Here is a 17239-nt window from a genome sequence, read left to right as displayed (position 1 = left end):
AAATGAATGAAAGGCTGCTCATTTCATAAAGAAAGGGTGAGGAAGATGGATGTGTTTGGGCTGCCTCTTCAGACGCTGTACTTATACATATTGATGGTATCAGGAATCCTGACGCTTGTTTTCGTCTTTTTTGGCGATGTATTTGATGGATTGTTTGAAGCGATTCCTGTCCCGTTCCTTCAACCAACATTGATCCTCGCATTTCTTACCTTTTTCTCGGCTGGAGGATTTATCTCTGAAAAAACAGCAATTGTAGGAAGTGGACTTGGCGCCGTATTATCTGCCATCCTCGCAGTGGTTCTCGTTACTTGTTTACATGTATTTGTCTTAGTCCCGCTTTCCTCTGCTGAAGAATCCCTTTCATATACGGAGGCCGACCTAAAAGGAAGAACTGGGGAGATCATTGTATCTGTACCAAAAGATGGGTTTGGAGAAGTGCTGTTAATTAGTAACAGCGGGAAAATCTCAAAGCCTGCCGTCAGTTTCGACGAAGAGGAGATTCCATATGGAACCCGGGTGCTGGTCGTCGAAGTGAACAAAGGCGTGTTATCTGTTATACCAAATGAAGAAATCTAGGAGGGAATGCTATGCCAGGAACAACCATATTAATTATTATTGGAATTGTGTTTGTGATTCTCATTGCACTTATTGGTGTATTTGTTTCGAAATACCGGACAGCTGGTCCAGATGAAGCATTAATCGTCACAGGAAGTTACCTCGGAAGTAAAAATGTCCACGTGGATGAAGGTGGAAACAAGATTAAGATTGTAAGAGGTGGAGGTACCTTTGTACTCCCTGTTTTTCAACAAGCAGAGCCGCTCAGCTTACTATCTAGCAAGCTAGATGTTTCAACGCCTGAAGTCTATACTGAACAGGGTGTACCGGTCATGGCGGATGGAACGGCCATCATTAAAATTGGCGGATCAATTGAAGAAATCGCCACTGCGGCAGAGCAGTTTTTAGGGAAAACAAAAGAAGATCGTGAAAATGAAGCAAGAGAAGTACTAGAAGGACACCTTCGCTCCATTTTAGGGTCAATGACAGTTGAAGAGATTTATAAAAACAGAGAGAAATTTTCTCAAGAAGTACAGCGTGTCGCTTCTCAAGATCTAGCGAAAATGGGTCTTGTCATTGTATCGTTTACAATCAAAGATGTCCGTGATAAAAATGGCTATTTAGAATCACTAGGTAAACCTAGAATTGCTCAAGTGAAACGCGATGCAGATATTGCGACAGCAGAAGCAGATAAAGAAACACGTATCAAACGTGCAGAAGCAGATAAAGATGCGAAGAAATCTGAGCTTGAGCGTGCCACTGAAATCGCTGAAGCAGAAAAAATCAATGAGCTGAAAAGAGCAGAATTCAGACGTGAACAAGATACAGCAAAAGCAAGCGCTGACCAAGCGTACGATCTTGAAACAGCTCGTAATCGTCAGCACGTAACTGAACAAGAAATGCAAGTCAAAATCATTGAACGTCAGAAGCAAATTGAATTAGAAGAAAAAGAGATCCAGCGTCGTGAGCGTCAATACGATTCTGAAGTGAAAAAGAAAGCAGATGCGGACCGTTATGCTGTTGAGCAGTCGGCTGCGGCGGAAAAAGCGAAGCGTCTTGCAGAAGCAGATGCGAAGAAATACAGCATTGAAGCAATGGCAAAAGCAGAAGCAGAGAAAGTTCGGATTGACGGGCTTGCCAAAGCAGAAGCCGATCGTGCAAAAGGGGAAACAGAAGCAGAAGTCATTAGGTTGAAAGGACTTGCGGAAGCAGAAGCGAAAGAGAAAATTGCAGAAGCATTCGAACAGTATGGTCAAGCGGCGATTCTTGATATGATTGTGAAAATGCTACCTGAATATGCGAAACAAGTATCTGCTCCACTTTCTAACATTGATAAAATTACAGTTGTTGATACAGGTGGTAACGGGGAAGGCAGCGGCGCCAACAAAGTGACCGGCTATGCGACAAACCTTATGTCCAGTCTTCAAGAAAGTCTGAAAGCTTCCTCTGGAATTGATGTTAAAGAAATTATTGAGAATTTCTCTGGCAAAGGCAATGTGAAACAAAGCATCCAAGAACTGACGAATGAAATCAAACAGCCAAGAAAAAAAGAAATCGCTGATCGTCAAATAGAAGAATAAAAATCAAAAGACACCTTCTGATAGAGGGTGTCTATTTTAATTGGGGTACATGCCGGTGTCTTTTGATAGATGAAGAGAGATTCACAAGAATGCCTGCAGATATCATCATGAACACCAATGAAGATCCGCCGTAGCTAATAAAGGGAAGAGGAATGCCTGTAATGGGGAGAAGCCCAAAGACAGCTCCTAGATTAAAGGCTGCTTGAATCGTAATTTGAAAAGTAAGCCCGATCGTTAATAGCTTTCCAAATGGATCTTGTAAACCTTGAACGATTCGAACGGCGCGATACATGATGAGTAGGTAGGCACCCATCACAAACAACAGCCCCATGATTCCCAGCTCTTCACTAATGATGGCCATAATAAAATCTGTATGGGCTTCAGGAAGAAACCCTAGTTTTTGAATGCTTCCGCCTAAACCATTCCCGGTAAGCCCTCCTGAATTCATGGCGAGATAAGAATGGATCAGCTGATAACCATCTCCATCCTCATACATGAAAGGATCACGAAAAGAAGTGATTCGTTTCAAGCGATAAGGAGCGGTCACAGCAAAAAAAGTGATCCCTGCCGCAGCTGTCGAACCTAGTAGAATGAGGTGGCGTGTTTTAAGTCCAGCACATAATAAGACGATACCGCAGCTCAATAAAATAGAAACTGCTGTACCTAAATCTGGCTGTTTTAAAATCAATAAAAAAGCTAGACTTAAAAGAAGAAGTGGAGGCAGTACTCCTTTTTTAAAGGATGTAATGTACGCTTGTTTCCTTGCATATACATAGGCAAAATAGATGATCATCACTAATTTCACAGCCTCAGACGGCTGGATGATCAGAGAGCCTAATTGAATCCATCGCTGTGAATTGTTTTTGACAACACCGATTCCTGGAAGCAGGACAAGGAGAAGACATAGCAGTGACAGCATCACAAGCCAACGAATCCATTTACGGTAAGCTTGATATGGAACCAGGGCTGCAGCGATGAAAAAGAAGAACCCAATCAAAAGCCATTGCCACTGTTTCATGAAGAAGTAGCTGCCCTGTCCATATTTTATTTCGCCTAAAGGATAACTCGCACTGTACACCATCAGCAATCCAAAGAAACAAAGACAAACAATCGTCCCAGCAAGAATGTAGTCGATTTTTTTTAGGTGAGAAAGAATCAATGACATCACCTTCAATCCCAGTTACGTCCAAACATGTAGGATGAGGACCTCAGATTGACACTAAACACAAGGCCAATGGCGATCATATTGGTTAAAAGCGCACTGCCCCCATAGCTGATAAAAGGAAGGGCAAGACCAGTCACAGGCATTAGCCCTACTGTCATCCCTACGTTTTGGAAGACTTGAAAGACGATCAGTCCAACCACCCCAGCACATATATACAGCCCATAAAGGGTATTCGCATGCATAGCCACATGAATCATTCGATAGATCATCATAAGATATAAACAGATCAATAGGGAGGCGCCGATAAAACCAAACTCCTCACCAATAACTGCAAATATAAAATCTGTGTGGGCTTCAGGGATATTTCCCCCTTGTACTTGATTTCCTTTTGTATAACCGCTTCCTGATAATTGTCCTGACCCAATGCCAAGCATTGCTTGTTTCAGTTGATACCCATATGTCGAATCAAATTCATCTGGGGAAAGCCACCCATAAATGCGATCAAGCTGATGAGGTTTAATCACTTTTGTAAAGTGCTCAAAATGTTCATTGTGCAAGTAGGTCAAAAATGCAAGAAGCCCGAGAAAAGAAGCGATTAATGCAGCGATCATCTTACTTGAAATTCCTGACACAAGCATCAGTGTAAAAGCTATAGACAAGATCACAAGTGCCGTTCCCAAATCTGGCTGAATTAAAATCAGGAAAAAAGGAACAGCGGTCCAGCATATGATTTTCATTGTGGGAATCATGCTTTCTTTAAACGCAAAGCGCTGATGTTTGTATCGATTTAAAATAGCCGCTAACAGAAGAATGACAAAAATTTTCATAAATTCTGATGGTTGCACTTTCATGGGCCCAAAGCTGATCCATCTTTGGGAGCCATTTTGATTCGTGCCAAAAAAATGAACGAGAATGATGAGGAAAAGACCACCTGCAAATAATCGAAAAGATAAACGCTCAAGCAGTTCATAATCAAAGTAAGCAACTGCCGCCATAAGGCCAAAACCGACGATATACCAGAAAACTTGTCTTTTGACGAAATAAAACATATCTTGCGTTTCATACTGGCCCGATCCGCTATACACAGCCAGCAGGCTGATCACAAAGAAGCAAATGACAGTGAATAATAATGCGAAGTCAATGCTGTTCTGTTTTTTCATGTCTCCGTCACCTGCTATGACCTATTTGTCAGCTGATTTAATACGACCTGCACCGCTGCAGCGTCATCAATATAGCCGATCGGAAAAATATAATCTGGTATTAAATCAACGGGCATAATGAAGTAAAGTAATGCGCCTCCCATCAACATCAATTCTCGAGAAGTACCCCGTGCGCTCATGAACGAGCTGTACATGCTTTTCAATTGATCAAGAAATGGCCCAACACCGCTTATCGTGTCTATCTTTTTTTCAAACTTTGCTGAGATCGTTTCTTTTCCCTCGTCTGATTGACTATAGGTCTCATATTCATTTAACTTCTGTTTCAATTCATTCTCGCTGAACGTTCCGTCATAGACATCATGATCTTTCAGCGTTCGCTCAATCTCTCCTACCGCTTGAATGAACGTATCACCGTGAATTCTTTCGTTTTTAATTGAAAATCCAGCCGTGGCCAATAGATGATCTAAAGAAATGTGTAGAGCATCTGATAGCCGCTGTAAATGGTTCAAAGTCGGTTTTCTTTTTCCGTTCATGATTCTAGACAGTGTGGCTTTATCAATTTCTGTTTGTGTACTCAGTTCTCTTAATGAAAGAGAACGTATTTGCAGTTGTTCTTTTAAAAACTGCCGAAGCTCAGTTGTTTTAAATTCCATCTCTTTCTTCACCCTTTTCATAAAGTTCAACTCTTTAATAGAAGAAGTCGTACCCAATATATAGGGGTGTTGACAAAATGTCAACGAATATCCATTAGGGATTGAATTTTATAAAATAGCAACTTATCATATGAAACATAGAGTAAGAAATGGCTAAAAGGGGTGTTCAGATGAAGGTTAGACATGCAGTACATAATGATATTCCTAAAATTGCCGAAATTCATGTGAAGAGCTGGCAAACGACTTATCACGGCATTATTTCACAAGAGTATTTAGATGATTTAAATGTAGAGGAGCGGGAAGAGAGCTGGAGAAGCAGGTCGCTTGAAGGCACGTTTGTCGCAGAGGATGCTGACGGAGTATTTGGTTTTGCTTCCTTCGGAAAACAGCGTGATGAGAGATATTCAATATATGATGGTGAGCTTTATGCCATCTATTTGTTGCAGAGAAAACAGAAATCAGGAGCGGGTATGGCTTTGATTGCAAAAGGTGTGGATTATTTAATAGAGAAAGGCTATCATAATATGCTGCTCTGGGTATTTGAGCAAAATTCAGCAAAGCAATTTTATCAAAAGCTTCAACCCAGTTTTGCCGTCACCAGCCAGTTCGAGCTGGCTGGTGAGAACCATGAGGAAATAGGGTATGGATGGGAACTGTCTGTACTAAGTGATCATGTTCAACAAATTATATCGTCAGCTTCCAGTAATAATGAGAGAAAAAAGTAAAAAGGGTGGCGAGTAAAATATAAGATATAAAAGGAGAAGCCTCTACTTTTCCTTTCACACCTGCTATTTTTAATGCCTCATAGAAACTTGCCAAAAAGTAGGCGAGACTGAGGATGTAACAGCACAGCATAATGGAGTAAGGATTCATCGTCGTACCTCCAGCATGAAATCTTCTACTATTAATAGATTCAATAGAGCAGCAAATTATGCATAAAAAATAACCCGCTGAAACAGCTGGGTTATTTTTGTCGAGGAAAAACCAAACGAGACGCACTAGGAATGAGTAAACAAAGAACAATACTACAAATGATAAATGAAGGAATCATATATGTGCTGTTATAAACTAATGAATACACCCATCCTGGTGTTCCTTTTGGTGCATAATGAGAAAAGAAAACTACACCTGAAATAAAGAACGTCAGCAGTCTGAAGAAACTGGCGACAAATACAGCTAGGATAATATAGAAGAATTGTTTCTTTCGCTTTTTATCCTGAATGGCTTTTTTAATTGATCCTGAGAATAGCCCGCTTAAACAAATCACAACAGATGCGACAAAGTAATCGAGAAATCCTTGTACAGGTGTAGCAATAATAGGATTGTTCATCAGCTGTAGTCCTGCGATTAACACACCGATGATAAATCCAGCAGACACGCCCCATCTAATGGACATGAGAATGACAGGAATCATGATCAGTGCAATTGACCCGCCGTTTGGCATTCTTAAAAAGAGACCTGATAAATAATCTAAAACAAGTGCAAGAGAAGTCATGATGGCGATCTCCATCAGTCGTACTAATTGATTTGATTGTTGCATAAAAAAATCCCCTTTTCACGAATTGTGCAAGGAGAGACCATGTCAGGATGAGTATGTGATTCATAGAAAAACATATCGGCTTGCATACATGCATGTATGCAAGTGATTCCACATTCCTACTTCAGTATTAACTGACAGGTTCAAAGGGTCAGAACAACGAATTGTTCACTCTCAGCACGAGGCTCCCCCTGCGGTTATTAAATTTTAATCTATTATAAATATACTAAAGACCTACAGGATCAACAATAGTGAATTATGGAGTTAAGCCCTTTTTGTACGAATATATAGGAAGAGATCAGGAAAAATAAATTATTTAGAAAAAATACTTGTTTCTTCTTTTAAAAGGTGTTATATTTGTATTCGCCGCTGAAACAGCGCGGTTGAGAAATAACATTCAAGAAAAAAGTTGTTGACTTCATCTTGATAGAATGTTATATTAATAAAGTCGCCTCTGAGCGATAACGAAGATGATCTTTGAAAACTAAACAAGACAAAACGTACCTGTTAATTCGAGTTTTTATAAAAAATCCTATGATACATCATAGGTAGTCAGTCAAACTGGCGAGGCAGGAAATGATCACATGCTAAGTTCGCTACATCGTGTAGCAACGCATGTGTGATATGCATCCTGCATACCTCGGAGAGTTTGATCCTGGCTCAGGACGAACGCTGGCGGCGTGCCTAATACATGCAAGTCGAGCGGACAGAAGGGAGCTTGCTCCCGGATGTTAGCGGCGGACGGGTGAGTAACACGTGGGTAACCTGCCTGTAAGACTGGGATAACTCCGGGAAACCGGAGCTAATACCGGATAGTTCCTTGAACCGCATGGTTCAAGGATGAAAGACGGTTTCGGCTGTCACTTACAGATGGACCCGCGGCGCATTAGCTAGTTGGTGAGGTAACGGCTCACCAAGGCGACGATGCGTAGCCGACCTGAGAGGGTGATCGGCCACACTGGGACTGAGACACGGCCCAGACTCCTACGGGAGGCAGCAGTAGGGAATCTTCCGCAATGGACGAAAGTCTGACGGAGCAACGCCGCGTGAGTGATGAAGGTTTTCGGATCGTAAAGCTCTGTTGTTAGGGAAGAACAAGTGCAAGAGTAACTGCTTGCACCTTGACGGTACCTAACCAGAAAGCCACGGCTAACTACGTGCCAGCAGCCGCGGTAATACGTAGGTGGCAAGCGTTGTCCGGAATTATTGGGCGTAAAGGGCTCGCAGGCGGTTTCTTAAGTCTGATGTGAAAGCCCCCGGCTCAACCGGGGAGGGTCATTGGAAACTGGGAAACTTGAGTGCAGAAGAGGAGAGTGGAATTCCACGTGTAGCGGTGAAATGCGTAGAGATGTGGAGGAACACCAGTGGCGAAGGCGACTCTCTGGTCTGTAACTGACGCTGAGGAGCGAAAGCGTGGGGAGCGAACAGGATTAGATACCCTGGTAGTCCACGCCGTAAACGATGAGTGCTAAGTGTTAGGGGGTTTCCGCCCCTTAGTGCTGCAGCTAACGCATTAAGCACTCCGCCTGGGGAGTACGGTCGCAAGACTGAAACTCAAAGGAATTGACGGGGGCCCGCACAAGCGGTGGAGCATGTGGTTTAATTCGAAGCAACGCGAAGAACCTTACCAGGTCTTGACATCCTCTGACAACCCTAGAGATAGGGCTTTCCCTTCGGGGACAGAGTGACAGGTGGTGCATGGTTGTCGTCAGCTCGTGTCGTGAGATGTTGGGTTAAGTCCCGCAACGAGCGCAACCCTTGATCTTAGTTGCCAGCATTTAGTTGGGCACTCTAAGGTGACTGCCGGTGACAAACCGGAGGAAGGTGGGGATGACGTCAAATCATCATGCCCCTTATGACCTGGGCTACACACGTGCTACAATGGACAGAACAAAGGGCTGCGAGACCGCAAGGTTTAGCCAATCCCACAAATCTGTTCTCAGTTCGGATCGCAGTCTGCAACTCGACTGCGTGAAGCTGGAATCGCTAGTAATCGCGGATCAGCATGCCGCGGTGAATACGTTCCCGGGCCTTGTACACACCGCCCGTCACACCACGAGAGTTTGCAACACCCGAAGTCGGTGAGGTAACCTTTATGGAGCCAGCCGCCGAAGGTGGGGCAGATGATTGGGGTGAAGTCGTAACAAGGTAGCCGTATCGGAAGGTGCGGCTGGATCACCTCCTTTCTAAGGATATATGGAGCAGCGTACGTTTTTCGTCTTGTTTAGTTTTGAAGGATCATTCCTTCAAAACATGTCTCTAGCGAGACAGGATTGTTCTTTGAAAACTAGATAACAATAAGTAATACATTCACATTGAATGCAATGCAAAGTTCATCACACATAGTGATTCTTTCTAAAGTAAGAAATGGTTAAGTTAGAAAGGGCGCACGGTGGATGCCTTGGCACTAGGAGCCGATGAAGGACGGGACGAACACCGATATGCTTCGGGGAGCTGTAAGCAAGCTTTGATCCGGAGATTTCCGAATGGGGAAACCCACTGCTCGTAATGGAGTAGTATCCATACTTGAATACATAGAGTATGAGAAGGCATACCCGGGGAACTGAAACATCTAAGTACCCGGAGGAAGAGAAAGCAAATGCGATTCCCTGAGTAGCGGCGAGCGAAACGGGAACAGCCCAAACCAAGAGGCTTGCCTCTTGGGGTTGTAGGACACTCTATACGGAGTTACAAAGGAACGATATAAGCGAAGAGGTCTGGAAAGGCCCGCCAAAGAAGGTAACAGCCCTGTAACTGAAATGTTGTTCTCTCCAGAGTGGATCCTGAGTACGGCGGAACACGTGAAATTCCGTCGGAATCCGGGAGGACCATCTCCCAAGGCTAAATACTCCCTAGTGACCGATAGTGAACCAGTACCGTGAGGGAAAGGTGAAAAGCACCCCGGAAGGGGAGTGAAATAGATCCTGAAACCGTGTGCCTACAAGTAGTCAGAGCCCGTTAACGGGTGATGGCGTGCCTTTTGTAGAATGAACCGGCGAGTTACGATCCCGTGCAAGGTTAAGCAGAAGATGCGGAGCCGCAGCGAAAGCGAGTCTGAATAGGGCGCATGAGTACGTGGTCGTAGACCCGAAACCAGGTGATCTACCCATGTCCAGGGTGAAGTTCAGGTAACACTGAATGGAGGCCCGAACCCACGCACGTTGAAAAGTGCGGGGATGAGGTGTGGGTAGGGGTGAAATGCCAATCGAACCTGGAGATAGCTGGTTCTCTCCGAAATAGCTTTAGGGCTAGCCTCAAGGTAAGAGTCTCGGAGGTAGAGCACTGATTGGACTAGGGGCCCCTACCGGGTTACCGAATTCAGTCAAACTCCGAATGCCGATGACTTATCCTTGGGAGTCAGACTGCGAGTGATAAGATCCGTAGTCGAAAGGGAAACAGCCCAGACCGCCAGCTAAGGTCCCAAAGTATACGTTAAGTGGAAAAGGATGTGGAGTTGCTTAGACAACCAGGATGTTGGCTTAGAAGCAGCCACCATTTAAAGAGTGCGTAATAGCTCACTGGTCGAGTGACTCTGCGCCGAAAATGTACCGGGGCTAAACGTATCACCGAAGCTGCGGACTGTTCTTACGAACAGTGGTAGGAGAGCGTTCTAAGTGCAGTGAAGTCAGACCGGAAGGACTGGTGGAGCGCTTAGAAGTGAGAATGCCGGTATGAGTAGCGAAAGACGGGTGAGAATCCCGTCCACCGAATGCCTAAGGTTTCCTGAGGAAGGCTCGTCCGCTCAGGGTTAGTCGGGACCTAAGCCGAGGCCGAAAGGCGTAGGCGATGGACAACAGGTTGATATTCCTGTACCACCTCCTCACCATTTGAGCAATGGGGGGACGCAGGAGGATAGGGTAAGCGCGGTATTGGATATCCGCGTCCAAGCAGTTAGGCTGGGAAATAGGCAAATCCGTTTCCCGTGAAGGCTGAGCTGTGATGGCGAGCGAAATTTAGTAGCGAAGTTCCTGATTCCACACTGCCAAGAAAAGCCTCTAGCGAGGTGAGAGGTGCCCGTACCGCAAACCGACACAGGTAGGCGAGGAGAGAATCCTAAGGTGATCGAGAGAACTCTCGTTAAGGAACTCGGCAAAATGACCCCGTAACTTCGGGAGAAGGGGTGCTTCTTAGGGTGTTAAAGCCCCGAGAAGCCGCAGTGAATAGGCCCAGGCGACTGTTTAGCAAAAACACAGGTCTCTGCGAAGCCGTAAGGCGAAGTATAGGGGCTGACGCCTGCCCGGTGCTGGAAGGTTAAGAGGAGCGCTTAGCGTAAGCGAAGGTGCGAATTGAAGCCCCAGTAAACGGCGGCCGTAACTATAACGGTCCTAAGGTAGCGAAATTCCTTGTCGGGTAAGTTCCGACCCGCACGAAAGGCGCAACGATCTGGGCACTGTCTCAACGAGAGACTCGGTGAAATTATAGTACCTGTGAAGATGCAGGTTACCCGCGACAGGACGGAAAGACCCCGTGGAGCTTTACTGCAGCCTGATATTGAATGTTGGTACAGCTTGTACAGGATAGGTAGGAGCCTTGGAAACCGGAGCGCTAGCTTCGGTGGAGGCATCGGTGGGATACTACCCTGGCTGTATTGACCTTCTAACCCGCTGCCCTTATCGGGCAGGGAGACAGTGTCAGGTGGGCAGTTTGACTGGGGCGGTCGCCTCCTAAAATGTAACGGAGGCGCCCAAAGGTTCCCTCAGAATGGTTGGAAATCATTCGCAGAGTGTAAAGGCACAAGGGAGCTTGACTGCGAGACCTACAAGTCGAGCAGGGACGAAAGTCGGGCTTAGTGATCCGGTGGTTCCGCATGGAAGGGCCATCGCTCAACGGATAAAAGCTACCCCGGGGATAACAGGCTTATCTCCCCCAAGAGTCCACATCGACGGGGAGGTTTGGCACCTCGATGTCGGCTCATCGCATCCTGGGGCTGTAGTCGGTCCCAAGGGTTGGGCTGTTCGCCCATTAAAGCGGTACGCGAGCTGGGTTCAGAACGTCGTGAGACAGTTCGGTCCCTATCCGTCGCGGGCGCAGGAAATTTGAGAGGAGCTGTCCTTAGTACGAGAGGACCGGGATGGACGCACCGCTGGTGTACCAGTTGTTCTGCCAAGGGCATCGCTGGGTAGCTATGTGCGGACGGGATAAGTGCTGAAAGCATCTAAGCATGAAGCCCCCCTCAAGATGAGATTTCCCATTCCGCAAGGAAGTAAGATCCCTGAAAGATGATCAGGTTGATAGGTCTGAGGTGGAAGCGTGGTGACACGTGGAGCTGACAGATACTAATAGATCGAGGACTTAACCTATATTCTAATGTGAAAAATGAACATTGTTATCTAGTTTTGAGAGAACATTCTCTCCATCAGGTTTGGTGGCGATAGCGAAGAGGTCACACCCGTTCCCATACCGAACACGGAAGTTAAGCTCTTCAGCGCCGATGGTAGTTGGGGGTTTCCCCCTGTGAGAGTAGGACGCCGCCAAGCTTTTCAAAGGATCAGTTCCAGTCGGAACTGGTCTTTTTTGTGTTTTTTGAAAGAAGATGAACCTAATTATGTTGTATGAATCAGATTGATTTAATTGACGACAAGTGTGCAGATGCTCTCAAACAACGAGAAAGTCTGTGAAGCATGTTCACTTTTAAATGTAGAGAAAAATAATAGAGAGAAAGAATAGCAGGTGTATAGTCAAAACATTCATTGCGTTTAACAGTTAAAATGAAGAAATATCTATATCATTAAAGTATAAAAATTGAAAGGCTGCTGATATTTTTAAAGGATTTACTCGTTTTTAAAGAGAATATAGAGAAGAGAAATACAGCTGTTAATCGCTGAATTGAAGCTATTTTGACTGGTAACATAAACATCATCTGTTAAAAGAAATACGTTATGAAAAATGAAATAAAATTTTTTTAATATAGCCTTTACAAATGAGTAAAACCTGTATATAATAATCTTTGTCGGATCGAGAGATTCCTACATAGTGGAGGATTAGCTCAGCTGGGAGAGCATCTGCCTTACAAGCAGAGGGTCGGCGGTTCGAGCCCGTCATCCTCCACCATATTTATTCTTACATAATGTTAGGATAGATAAAGCCGGTGTAGCTCAACTGGTAGAGCAACTGACTTGTAATCAGTAGGTTGGGGGTTCAAGTCCTCTTGCCGGCACCACTTTCATATGGTAAGATAGACAAGTCGCTTTAAAAGCGAGCCATTAGCTCAGTTGGTAGAGCATCTGACTTTTAATCAGAGGGTCGAAGGTTCGAGTCCTTCATGGCTCACCATTTTTATGCGGGTGTGGCGGAATTGGCAGACGCGCTAGACTTAGGATCTAGTGTCTTTATGACGTGGGGGTTCAAGTCCCTTCACCCGCATTGCCAAACAACATAAAGAAATCCTGTAATGCGGAAGTAGTTCAGTGGTAGAACACCACCTTGCCAAGGTGGGGGTCGCGGGTTCGAATCCCGTCTTCCGCTTATACCATCCACGCCGGGGTGGTGGAATTGGCAGACACACAGGACTTAAAATCCTGCGGTAGGTGACTACCGTGCCGGTTCAAGTCCGGCCCTCGGCATTATAAAATAAGCGCCCGTAGCTCAATTGGATAGAGCGTTTGACTACGGATCAAAAGGTTAGGGGTTCGACTCCTCTCGGGCGCGCCATTAAGATCGGGAAGTAGCTCAGCTTGGTAGAGCACTTGGTTTGGGACCAAGGGGTCGCAGGTTCGAATCCTGTCTTCCCGACCATCTTTATGGGGCCTTAGCTCAGCTGGGAGAGCGCCTGCCTTGCACGCAGGAGGTCAGCGGTTCGATCCCGCTAGGCTCCACTTTTTAAAAGATTATTTTATATCATGGCGGTGTAGCTCAGCTGGCTAGAGCGTACGGTTCATACCCGTGAGGTCGGGGGTTCGATCCCCTCCGCCGCTATAAAGGACCTTTAGCTCAGTTGGTTAGAGCAGACGGCTCATAACCGTCCGGTCGTAGGTTCGAGTCCTACAAGGTCCACCATCTATACGGAGGAATACCCAAGTCCGGCTGAAGGGATCGGTCTTGAAAACCGACAGGGGTGTCAAAGCCCGCGGGGGTTCGAATCCCTCTTCCTCCGCCATATTTTTAAAAAATGATATCATCGCGGGGTGGAGCAGTTCGGTAGCTCGTCGGGCTCATAACCCGAAGGTCGCAGGTTCAAATCCTGCCCCCGCAACCAAATTTTTTCTCTATTGGTCCGGTAGTTCAGTTGGTTAGAATGCCTGCCTGTCACGCAGGAGGTCGCGGGTTCGAGTCCCGTCCGGACCGCCATTTTAAATGAATACATGGCTCGGTAGCTCAGTTGGTAGAGCAACGGACTGAAAATCCGTGTGTCGGCGGTTCGATTCCGTCCCGAGCCACTTTTACAAATAAATATTAGTATGGCGGTTGTGGCGAAGTGGTTAACGCACCAGATTGTGGCTCTGGCACTCGTGGGTTCGATTCCCATCAATCGCCCCATACATATTTTTGCGGGTGTAGTTTAGTGGTAAAACCTCAGCCTTCCAAGCTGATGTCGTGGGTTCGATTCCCATCACCCGCTCCATTTGCATATCGTTCATGGGCCTGTAGCTCAGCTGGTTAGAGCGCACGCCTGATAAGCGTGAGGTCGGTGGTTCGAGTCCACTCAGGCCCACCATGACTTTCCGCAGTAGCTCAGTGGTAGAGCTATCGGCTGTTAACCGATCGGTCGTAGGTTCGAATCCTACCTGCGGAGCCAAATGGAGAAGTACTCAAGTGGCTGAAGAGGCGCCCCTGCTAAGGGTGTAGGTCGCGCAAGCGGCGCGAGGGTTCAAATCCCTCCTTCTCCGCCATTTTTCTGGCCCGTTGGTCAAGCGGTTAAGACACCGCCCTTTCACGGCGGTAACACGGGTTCGAATCCCGTACGGGTCATTTTTTAAAGAGGTCTAATAAAGACCTCTTTTTTATTTTCCGCAAAACGAAAGACCGCCATCATAGCGGTCTTTTCTTACATATTCATGGAATAGATCGTATAAGACAAGTATGTCGCAAAGAATCCCCATAAAACATAAGGAATCAATAAAATTGGGACAACATTGCTTAGTTTACGTGAGACGATGACAAGCGCGAGTGCTGTCAGTGCTACAAGCAGGCAGTCGATCGTAGCTGCAAATAAATCTTTTTGTGTAAATTGAAAAAAGCTAAAGGCTTGATTGAATACATAATTTAGAAGAAAAAGAATCCAAAATGGTAATGTGATTTTTTGAAAACCATACTTTGCATAAATGATGGCGGCAGATAACGAAATGAGGGCGAATAAGACAGCCCAGACCGCACCGATGACACCACCACTAGGTGTCCATTCAGGTTTATTTAGTGCGTCATACCATTCTCTGTCGATAGGGAACAGGAACCCTGCAATAGAAAATAATGCGTATGTAATAAAGAAGACGATAACCGCCCAAATGATACTTTTTTTAGCCATCCAGAAATCTCCTCCCAATCAATTCACTCTTCAACTTATTTCCCAATTATTACATGATATAAACATCAAGCCCCCAATATGTGGGGACTAATGATTTTTTTTAGTATAAGGTTCTTCTTCGTACGGCTTCAAGTCACCAAACACCGTCATGACACCTTCTTCATCTAATGCTTCTTCATAAGCTTCGTGTGCTTTATTTGGATAGACCTTGCTTGCTTTACCTTCAATATCAGCAGCTGCAAATCCTTCGTAGTCTTCCACATAATCTTCATCTTCTGACTGTGTATACACATCATCGTAAGTCAATGGAGGAAATTCCATATCGGATGGGGTATCAGAGTTTCCATAGCGTTCTACATCTTGGTAGGCATCTTCGCCATCATATGCAGCACTTTCTTCATTTTCAAATTGCCCTGAGGGCGGACTTAATAAGTCCTCTTCAATGGGACGGTTTTGTGAAACAGTCTGTTCTTTGGAATGCTCTGTGCATGTGACAGCGGTGGGAAGGGCTTCTAAGCGCTCTTTAGGAATAGGGGCTTTACACACTTTACACAAACCATAAGAGCCGTCTGCCATTGCTTGGAGTGCTTCATTGATATCGGACAGGTGCTCATGTTCCAAACTGTTTAAGGCAATGTCTTTTCCGCGTTCGAATAGTTCTGTTCCTTGGTCGCCAGGGTGGTTATCATAGGCTGACAGTTCGCCCACTGAATCATAAGGAAATGATACTTTCTGTTCATCGTCATGGCTTTTGGCTTCAATTTCTTGTTTTTCATCGAGAAGTCGCTGCTTCAACTGATGTAATTCGTTTTTAGACAACAAAGCGATCACCCTTTCATATCAAACATATTGTTAGTATGAGCAAATTTTTATGTAAGACTTGTGCCAATTTGAAGCAATTCTTCAATAAAAAACGCCTGCGGCTGCAGGCGTTTCGTGTTATGCGAGATAGTATTGTAAGATCAATGCGATCGTTAACAGGAAACCAAAAAACGTATTGGTTTGTGCTGTCGACTTCATGGCATTCATTAATTCAATTGGTTTTTCTTTTTGCTTAAATTCTTTAATGGCTGTATAAGCTTTTGGCACACTGAGTAAGACAAGAAGACTCCAAAGACCCACGATATCCATAAAGATATAAACAAAAATGAGTACATATGAGATCACAAACATGGAAAGTAGGATGTTGACTGCCGCTTTACGTCCAGCTAGGATAGCAAGTGTCTTTCGTCCATTCTCTTTATCACCGTCTAAATCACGGATATTGTTCGACAGTAAGATGGCACCAACTAAAATAGAGATGGGTAATGAAATGAGCACAGCTTTTGATGTCAATGTTCCTGTTTGGATATAGAAACTAATTAAAATGATGCCTAGTCCCATAAAAGCACCTGATACAAGTTCTCCAAATGGTGTATAAGCAATTGGTACAGGACCGCCGGTATAAAAATAGCCTGCTGCCATACAAATTAGTCCTATGAGTGCAATCCACCAGCTAGACATCATGCAAATATAGATCCCAAGTAATAAAGAAAGCGCGAATAAGGCATAAGCGAGGCCTAAAACTGTTTTTGGTTTTACACCGTTTCTCACGATCGCTCCGCCGATACCGACAGATTTCTCATTGTCCAATCCGCGAACATAATCAAAGTACTCATTAAACATGTTCGTTGCAATTTGGATAAACATCGATGCAAATAGCATAGCTAAAAATAGCCCAACATGTATTTGACCACTCGGAAGTGCTAGGACAGTTCCTAAAGTAACGGGAATAAATGCCGCTGTTAATGTATGCGGTCGTAGTAAATTCCACCAAATCCGCCAGTTCTTATCAGGCTTTATTGGTGAAAGCTGATCTGATATCGATTGATGCTGCATAAAATATACTCCTTTAAATAAAAAAATACGTACACGTCCAAATTCCAGTTTAGCAAAGTTCAAAAAGGTGTCAATATATTGATGCGATGAAACAAGAAAAAGATGTTTGCTAATCGTTCCCATATAGAGAGAAAGCTTGATCTTCGAACAGGTCTTACCATTTTTTAAGAGATGTTCTCATTTCAATAAGCGGGAGCGAAAAAATCTTGAAAGCGTGATATAATAAGGATTCGAGGTTTTAAAAGCTGTT

At 44.8% G+C, this 17239-nt stretch carries 10 protein-coding genes, 21 tRNA genes, 3 rRNA genes and 1 riboswitch; of the genes, 27 read left to right on the top strand and 7 right to left on the bottom strand.

Annotated elements, in window-relative coordinates; translation table 11 throughout:
- Positions 1 to 45 precede the first annotated feature (45 nt).
- Positions 46 to 576 carry a hypothetical protein gene (locus NST15_RS14235; protein ID WP_017367919.1) on the top strand — a complete coding sequence of 177 codons (531 nt, stop codon included), beginning with the start codon at positions 46 to 48 and terminating at the stop codon, positions 574 to 576.
- Between the two features lie 11 nt (positions 577 to 587).
- A complete protein-coding gene (locus NST15_RS14230) occupies positions 588 to 2135 on the top strand; it encodes a flotillin family protein (protein ID WP_065460946.1) in 1548 nt (515 codons plus the stop codon).
- A gap of 31 nt (positions 2136 to 2166) precedes the next feature.
- Here NST15_RS14230 and ftsW read toward each other — a convergent pair whose 3' ends face one another.
- The 3 genes from ftsW to NST15_RS14215 are packed head-to-tail and all read right to left on the bottom strand — an operon-like array spanning position 2167 to position 5134.
- On the bottom strand, positions 2167 to 3309 hold the full coding sequence (ftsW, locus tag NST15_RS14225; RefSeq protein ID WP_029575419.1) for a putative lipid II flippase FtsW: 1143 nt from the start codon (positions 3307 to 3309) through the stop codon (positions 2167 to 2169).
- Positions 3306 to 4460, bottom strand: coding sequence for a rod shape-determining protein RodA (rodA, locus tag NST15_RS14220; RefSeq protein ID WP_050826536.1), 1155 nt, complete (start codon positions 4458 to 4460; stop codon positions 3306 to 3308). Before rodA ends, ftsW begins: the two co-directional genes overlap by 4 nt.
- A gap of 14 nt (positions 4461 to 4474) precedes the next feature.
- Entirely contained in the window at positions 4475 to 5134 is a 660-nt protein-coding gene (locus NST15_RS14215; RefSeq protein WP_065460943.1) for a DUF1232 domain-containing protein, read from the bottom strand.
- A 149-nt stretch (positions 5135 to 5283) separates the two neighbouring features.
- Here NST15_RS14215 and NST15_RS14210 point away from each other — a divergent pair, with 149 nt between their 5' ends.
- The gene (locus tag NST15_RS14210; RefSeq protein ID WP_065460941.1) at positions 5284 to 5838 is read left to right on the top strand and encodes a GNAT family N-acetyltransferase; all 555 of its coding nucleotides are present in this window, start codon (positions 5284 to 5286) and stop codon (positions 5836 to 5838) included.
- A gap of 239 nt (positions 5839 to 6077) precedes the next feature.
- Here NST15_RS14210 and thiT read toward each other — a convergent pair whose 3' ends face one another.
- A complete protein-coding gene (gene thiT, locus NST15_RS14205; protein WP_007500615.1) occupies positions 6078 to 6653 on the bottom strand; it encodes an energy-coupled thiamine transporter ThiT in 576 nt (191 codons plus the stop codon).
- Positions 6654 to 6749: 96 nt separating this feature from the next.
- Positions 6750 to 6852: riboswitch (TPP riboswitch) on the bottom strand.
- A 435-nt stretch (positions 6853 to 7287) separates the two neighbouring features.
- On the opposite strand from thiT, the gene NST15_RS14200 reads away from it, so the two are divergent.
- From NST15_RS14200 to NST15_RS14085, 24 genes are all read left to right on the top strand, one after another.
- Positions 7288 to 8836: ribosomal RNA gene (locus tag NST15_RS14200) — 16S ribosomal RNA — on the top strand.
- Between the two features lie 183 nt (positions 8837 to 9019).
- Positions 9020 to 11950: ribosomal RNA gene (locus tag NST15_RS14195) — 23S ribosomal RNA — on the top strand.
- A gap of 61 nt (positions 11951 to 12011) precedes the next feature.
- A 5S ribosomal RNA gene (gene rrf, locus NST15_RS14190) occupies positions 12012 to 12127 on the top strand.
- Together the 16S, 23S and 5S rRNA genes with 21 tRNA genes alongside form the textbook arrangement of a ribosomal RNA operon.
- Positions 12128 to 12625: 498 nt before the next feature.
- Positions 12626 to 12701 (top strand) — tRNA-Val (locus tag NST15_RS14185).
- Between the two features lie 33 nt (positions 12702 to 12734).
- Positions 12735 to 12810 (top strand) — tRNA-Thr (locus NST15_RS14180).
- 37 nt (positions 12811 to 12847) lie between these two features.
- Positions 12848 to 12923, top strand: a tRNA-Lys gene (locus NST15_RS14175).
- A 7-nt stretch (positions 12924 to 12930) separates the two neighbouring features.
- Positions 12931 to 13013 (top strand) — tRNA-Leu (locus tag NST15_RS14170).
- A 30-nt stretch (positions 13014 to 13043) separates the two neighbouring features.
- A tRNA-Gly gene (locus NST15_RS14165) sits at positions 13044 to 13115 on the top strand.
- 12 nt (positions 13116 to 13127) lie between these two features.
- Positions 13128 to 13213 (top strand) — tRNA-Leu (locus tag NST15_RS14160).
- An 11-nt stretch (positions 13214 to 13224) separates the two neighbouring features.
- Positions 13225 to 13301 (top strand) — tRNA-Arg (locus NST15_RS14155).
- A 7-nt stretch (positions 13302 to 13308) separates the two neighbouring features.
- A tRNA-Pro gene (locus tag NST15_RS14150) sits at positions 13309 to 13385 on the top strand.
- A 7-nt stretch (positions 13386 to 13392) separates the two neighbouring features.
- Positions 13393 to 13465, top strand: a tRNA-Ala gene (locus tag NST15_RS14145).
- 26 nt (positions 13466 to 13491) lie between these two features.
- Positions 13492 to 13565, top strand: a tRNA-Met gene (locus tag NST15_RS14140).
- A gap of 4 nt (positions 13566 to 13569) precedes the next feature.
- Positions 13570 to 13646 (top strand) — tRNA-Ile (locus tag NST15_RS14135).
- A gap of 7 nt (positions 13647 to 13653) precedes the next feature.
- A tRNA-Ser gene (locus tag NST15_RS14130) sits at positions 13654 to 13746 on the top strand.
- A 22-nt stretch (positions 13747 to 13768) separates the two neighbouring features.
- A tRNA-Met gene (locus tag NST15_RS14125) sits at positions 13769 to 13845 on the top strand.
- A gap of 15 nt (positions 13846 to 13860) precedes the next feature.
- Positions 13861 to 13937 (top strand) — tRNA-Asp (locus tag NST15_RS14120).
- Between the two features lie 16 nt (positions 13938 to 13953).
- A tRNA-Phe gene (locus NST15_RS14115) sits at positions 13954 to 14026 on the top strand.
- Between the two features lie 24 nt (positions 14027 to 14050).
- A tRNA-His gene (locus tag NST15_RS14110) sits at positions 14051 to 14126 on the top strand.
- Positions 14127 to 14137: 11 nt separating this feature from the next.
- Positions 14138 to 14211: transfer RNA gene (locus NST15_RS14105), tRNA-Gly, on the top strand.
- Between the two features lie 16 nt (positions 14212 to 14227).
- Positions 14228 to 14304 (top strand) — tRNA-Ile (locus NST15_RS14100).
- Between the two features lie 6 nt (positions 14305 to 14310).
- Positions 14311 to 14385, top strand: a tRNA-Asn gene (locus tag NST15_RS14095).
- A 3-nt stretch (positions 14386 to 14388) separates the two neighbouring features.
- Positions 14389 to 14479: transfer RNA gene (locus tag NST15_RS14090), tRNA-Ser, on the top strand.
- Positions 14480 to 14486: 7 nt separating this feature from the next.
- Positions 14487 to 14558: transfer RNA gene (locus NST15_RS14085), tRNA-Glu, on the top strand.
- 76 nt (positions 14559 to 14634) lie between these two features.
- Here the strand turns inward: NST15_RS14085 and NST15_RS14080 are convergent.
- The 3 genes from NST15_RS14080 to NST15_RS14070 all read right to left on the bottom strand — a co-directional run bounded on the left by NST15_RS14080 (position 14635) and on the right by NST15_RS14070 (position 16989).
- Positions 14635 to 15111, bottom strand: a complete 477-nt coding sequence (locus tag NST15_RS14080) for a tryptophan-rich sensory protein (protein WP_008342900.1) — start codon at positions 15109 to 15111, stop codon at positions 14635 to 14637.
- An 87-nt stretch (positions 15112 to 15198) separates the two neighbouring features.
- Positions 15199 to 15933, bottom strand: a complete 735-nt coding sequence (locus NST15_RS14075) for a TraR/DksA C4-type zinc finger protein (protein WP_017367914.1) — start codon at positions 15931 to 15933, stop codon at positions 15199 to 15201.
- A 117-nt stretch (positions 15934 to 16050) separates the two neighbouring features.
- Positions 16051 to 16989, bottom strand: coding sequence for a 1,4-dihydroxy-2-naphthoate polyprenyltransferase (locus NST15_RS14070; protein ID WP_017358382.1), 939 nt, complete (start codon positions 16987 to 16989; stop codon positions 16051 to 16053).
- Positions 16990 to 17239 lie beyond the last annotated feature (250 nt).

Origin of the sequence: Bacillus sp. FSL R5-0820, assembly GCF_038593385.1 — a bacterium.
Lineage (GTDB): Bacteria > Bacillota > Bacilli > Bacillales > Bacillaceae > Bacillus > Bacillus altitudinis.
This window is presented reverse-complemented; position numbering and strand designations above follow the sequence as displayed.

Excerpts from the sequence above, each read along its gene's own strand:
- NST15_RS14235 (WP_017367919.1), top strand. The coding sequence starts at position 46 with ATGGATGTGTTTGGGCTGCCTCTTCAGACGCTGTACTTATACATATTG.
- NST15_RS14230 (WP_065460946.1), top strand. The coding sequence starts at position 588 with ATGCCAGGAACAACCATATTAATTATTATTGGAATTGTGTTTGTGATT.
- rodA (WP_050826536.1), bottom strand. The coding sequence starts at position 4,460 with ATGAAAAAACAGAACAGCATTGACTTCGCATTATTATTCACTGTCATT.
- NST15_RS14215 (WP_065460943.1), bottom strand. The coding sequence starts at position 5,134 with ATGAAAAGGGTGAAGAAAGAGATGGAATTTAAAACAACTGAGCTTCGG.
- NST15_RS14210 (WP_065460941.1), top strand. The coding sequence starts at position 5,284 with ATGAAGGTTAGACATGCAGTACATAATGATATTCCTAAAATTGCCGAA.
- thiT (WP_007500615.1), bottom strand. The coding sequence starts at position 6,653 with ATGCAACAATCAAATCAATTAGTACGACTGATGGAGATCGCCATCATG.
- NST15_RS14080 (WP_008342900.1), bottom strand. The coding sequence starts at position 15,111 with ATGGCTAAAAAAAGTATCATTTGGGCGGTTATCGTCTTCTTTATTACA.
- NST15_RS14070 (WP_017358382.1), bottom strand. The coding sequence starts at position 16,989 with ATGCAGCATCAATCGATATCAGATCAGCTTTCACCAATAAAGCCTGAT.